2 protein-coding genes are annotated in these 4,491 nt (G+C 53.8%); both read left to right on the top strand.

Features of this window, described 5'->3' with window-relative positions; genetic code table 11:
* On the top strand, positions 1-3,798 hold a 3,798-nt coding region (pglX, locus tag IEX72_RS14930), incomplete at its 5' end, for a BREX-5 system adenine-specific DNA-methyltransferase PglX (RefSeq protein WP_188788781.1).
* Positions 3,798-4,334: a hypothetical protein gene (locus tag IEX72_RS14925; protein ID WP_188788779.1), complete on the top strand. Its 537-nt coding sequence runs from the start codon at positions 3,798-3,800 to the stop codon at positions 4,332-4,334. The genes pglX and IEX72_RS14925, both read left to right, overlap by 1 nt.
* Positions 4,335-4,491: the final 157 nt, after the last annotated feature.

Genomic DNA, 4,491 nt, shown 5'->3' with positions numbered 1-4,491 from the left:
GAAGCGATTCTGGAGGCCTACCACAACGCTTGCGACGATCTCGCTGAGGAAATTGAGATCCTCTTCGACCGCTCATCCGCGTACAGTCTGATCGACCCCGACGACGACACCTTCGAGGAGCTCTGCGGAATGCTGGATTCCGTCGAGGACGAGGTTTGGCGGGGTGACGACGTGCTCGGGTGGGTATATGAGTACTACAACCGGCCCGTCGTTGAGGCCCTAGACGCAAAAAACACCCTCGAACCGGAGGATGTCGGACCGGCAAACCAGTTCTACACGCCCCACTGGGTTGTTCGGATGCTCGCGGACAACTCCCTCGGTAAGCTCTATCTCGAAGCGACCGACCAAGCGGATGCTATCCCAGGCCCCGAAGCTCTCTCCCCTGAAGAGCGAAAGGACCGTTTAGTCACGCCGGCGGACGCCCCCAGCGTTCCGGAACTTTGCACGTACCTCATCCCAGACGAAGAGCCTGGCGACGCCCCGGACTTCGACCACCCACGAGAGCTTCGCGTCATCGATCCCGCGTGCGGGAGCGGGCACTTCCTCCTCTATGCGTTCGATATTCTGGAGCGTATCTGGTGGGAGGAGACGAACCTCGACCGCGCGGAGATTCCCGCGAAGGTGCTGGAACACAACCTCTACGGCGTCGACATCGACCTGCGCTCCTGCCAGCTTTCGGCGTTCAATCTGTATCTGAAGGCTCGAACGCGGGCTGAGGAGGAAGCAGGCGCGTTCGAGATGCCCAACGTCGGAATCGTCTGCGCGGACGCTCGCGTCGCCGAGGTCGAGGAAGCTACCGACGTGCTAGACGAGATCACCGGGGAAGGGAGCGATCTGTGGGAGGCGCTGGATGACGTGATCGAAACATTCCAACACACCGAGGCACTCGGGAGCCTGCTGGACGTGAGTGGGACGCTGGAAGAGGCGTTCGACTCCAGTAAAACGCAAGCAGAGCTCAGTGACTACAACGGGGGTACTCACCAGTCGCTACATTCATTTCTGAAAGCGCTCCGTCGGGCAGTAGAGGATCAAACTAGCGATTCGTTTGGTGAGCAGAACCTCCGGAGCTTCCTCCATCTGCTGGTCGTGCTGACTCAGGAGTACGATGTTTCATTGATGAACCCACCCTATGGTTCAGGTGGCCGGATGCCGGACGGCGTCCAAAGCTATGTTTCGGATACCTACACCTACAAGGAGGAATACTATATCAATTTCTTTGAGGCCTGTGATCGCCGAACGAAGACTAATGGCCGAACTGGTATGCTCGTTCCGCGTTCGTTTATGTTTCTCAAGACCTTCGAGAATTTCAGGGAGGATTTCATTGGAGGGCAAGGAGCATTCGACTTCCTCGCAGAATACGGCATTGACATTCTTGATAATGCTACCGTTCGTACCGCAGGGACAGTTGTGCGATCCGGGGTTGAAACCGGACAAAAAGGGACATTTCTTCGGCTTGATGACGTGGAGAAGGGTCAAAAGGAAAGTTCGTTCTTATATTCTGCATTCGTGCAAGGCGTTGAGAACGGGGTGCGTCGTAAATTCCGACAAAATCTGTCCAGCTTTGGCCTCATTCCAGGGACCCCGATGTCTTACTGGGTTCCTGAGGAACTAAGAAGACTGTACTCGTCGGATATTGTCCTAGATGCTGACAACGCTGGCGTAGATTCGAAAACGTTGGGCGCAGTAAAACAGGGGCTAGCTACTGGCGATGATGATAGGTTTACTCGCCAATTTTGGGAAACGGAGAATCAAAATTGGCTGCCACTCGCAAAGGGTGGTTCTGATTCTTGGCTCCTGCCTCGAATAAAGAGGACAGCGCTCTGGGAGAAAGATGGACAAGAAATCAAGAGATACTATGGTTCACGCCCGCAGAACACCCAATATTTCAAGAATCAGGGTGTCACCTTCAATAGAGTAAAAGAGAGCGGTAGACGGTTCGGGCTACTTCCCGAAGGATCGATATTTGGGGACAAAGGACCAACTATTTTCCCAAAACGGGAACTCTGGACGCTGATAGCGTATTCAAATAGTCGCCTCTTCACTTACCTAATGCTTGCACAAACCACCGAACGAATGTGGGAGGTGGGTCAAGTTTCTAAAGTACCTTGGCGCGAAGAACTGGAGTCAGCAGAAGTCTTGGAAACCCTCTCGAAGGATGCGACTGGACATCTCGTCTCAAAACGTCAGTACGACTTTGTTTCACCACACTACGCTGGGCCAGCCCTCCTCGATGTACTCGGCAAGGAAGACACGCTGGACCTGTATGAGCACCCACATCGTAAACTGCGGAATGAATTAGACCTCGACTCACCGTCCTCAACATACGATACTGAAGCATCCCTATCCGAACTCGGCACTGCTGCAACAGCCCATCTCGAACAAATCGAGGTAAACCTACAGGACTGCGCTGACCGAATTGACGAGGCAGTATTCGATTGCTTCGATATTTCTGAGGACCAGCGTGAGACCGTTCTCCAAGAGATAGCTCTCAGGACAAACGAGGACCCGCGTAAGCGAGAAGAATATGACCCAAAATCGGTTTCGGAACCCGGAGACAAGTTCCCCGAGATGATTAAGGATCTTCTCCTCCATCTCTCTCTGCACGCAGTCAGTAATACAGACGACGGAATTATTCCGATATCACGGATTGAAGGAGAGGACGATCTCCTCGAAGAAATCGAGTCTGAGTTCGAACGGATCTGGGGGGAGCACGCCGATGCACGCCTCGCTGAGGCTGATAACGTGCTCGGTAGCCAGAGTGCTGGCGAGGAAGCATACCCCAACCTTCGAACGTGGCTCGAAGAAGACCTCTTCAATTATCACGTCACAAAGTTTGACCGGACGCCTATCCTATGGCGGTTCACCACCGAGCGTCTCGTATCGGATCCAAGTGGGGAGGGTTTCGCCTGCCTAGTGGACTATCACCAACTGGATGCCGGATTGTTCGATCGACTCCAGAACCACTACCTAGAACCCCGTAAGAACTTCCTCAGCGAGCAACGCACAGCAGCAAACCGCCGGCGCAACGACGATTCCCTACCTACGAGTGAGCAGGCAGAGGCTGCCGAACAGTACGACAGGTATGAAAGCGGACTTGAGCAGATAGAGGTGCTAGAAGAGCGACTTGTAGAATTGGTTCAATCCTCCCCCAGAGATTGGGATACGGAAAGCCAAATGATGGCTGAAGAGGCGTCTAATCGTGTCGTCAGGTTCCGCCGTCGAACAAAAGAACGTCTCGAGATTGTCGATGAACTCGCCGCTATGGAGGACGTGGACATGGGTGAACTGTTCACCGAAAATTTCTACGAGAAGATCGAGGACCAGCGTGGGGAATGGATCACCGCACTGGAAGACCTCGAAACGGCGTTCAACGCTTATGCAACCGATACAGATCAGCCTGTGGAAGCCCACCTGTACGACCTGTTCGACTACTACACCGACGATCTTCTCGGAAGTTCGCATTTCGCGAGCAACGGTATTCTCTACATGACCTACTACTTCGACGACTTCGAGCAAGCCGACCAAGCTCGGCTTGATGACGCCGGCATCTCACGGCGACAGCGACTGATCTCCCAGCTTGCAAGTGACCTTGATGAATATATCGAACTTGGCGAGTCCATTTCGGAGGACTGTAAGGAAATCTCGTCGGAAATCTCGTCCGATTGGGCTGACCGAGCACTCTCAGAGATCACGACCTCAGGCTATCAGCCAAATCATAAACACGGAGTCGAGATCAACATCACACCACTATCTGATGCCGAAATCGTTCCGAAAACCGTCGATGACGAGGTGCTCTGATGAAGGCACACATCTTCGCTGAAGGATCCAACACGACCGCTGATGACCGAACAAAGCCCGCAAAGGAGTACTTCCAAGGCCTGTTCGGAATGGTGGCCGGATTAACCGAGGAACTCTCTGAATCGACCGAAGCCCGTCTCCACATTCTCTCAAAAGAGTTCGGTGTACTCAACGGCAATCAGTCGATTGCAAATGGCACCAAGTCTCGCCAAGAGACATCTGCTAACCTCTGGGAAAGCGCTCAGGAGGAACTTCTGACTGCTGCAGGAGAGGCGGACGTAATGGTGATTCTGCTGTCGACGGACGCCTTTGAGAAGACAGCAGGCGATATCTGGCCAAAACTCATTGACGAAGCTAAGCCGGGCTCTATCTGGTGTATCGGCGCTGCCCGAAGTACGCTTGAATCCGTTGACTTCGAAAAACTAGAGGACAAAGGGTGTCAGGTGATTTCCTATCAGCGAGTCGGGGTCGCCCGAATTGGCACGGAAACTCGAGAAGAGCTCTTACAAGCAGTAGATCGGAAAGCTGCAGAATAATGCCCGCGACGAAAACCCTCCCACAGTGCGCTGAAGACGCCATCCAGACTGCCATCGATGACGCTGCCGACGAGGATCCAGTCATCCTCTGGTGGGATGACGGCGGCTACCTCCGGGACATCGTCAAAGAGGTCAGCCACTCGGTGGGCTGTGAGTT

The organism is Halobellus salinus (assembly GCF_014646875.1).
Classification (GTDB): Archaea; Halobacteriota; Halobacteria; order Halobacteriales; family Haloferacaceae; genus Haloquadratum; species Haloquadratum salinum.
Note: the sequence above shows the minus strand (reverse complement) of the source record. Positions and strands in the feature narration are given on the sequence as shown.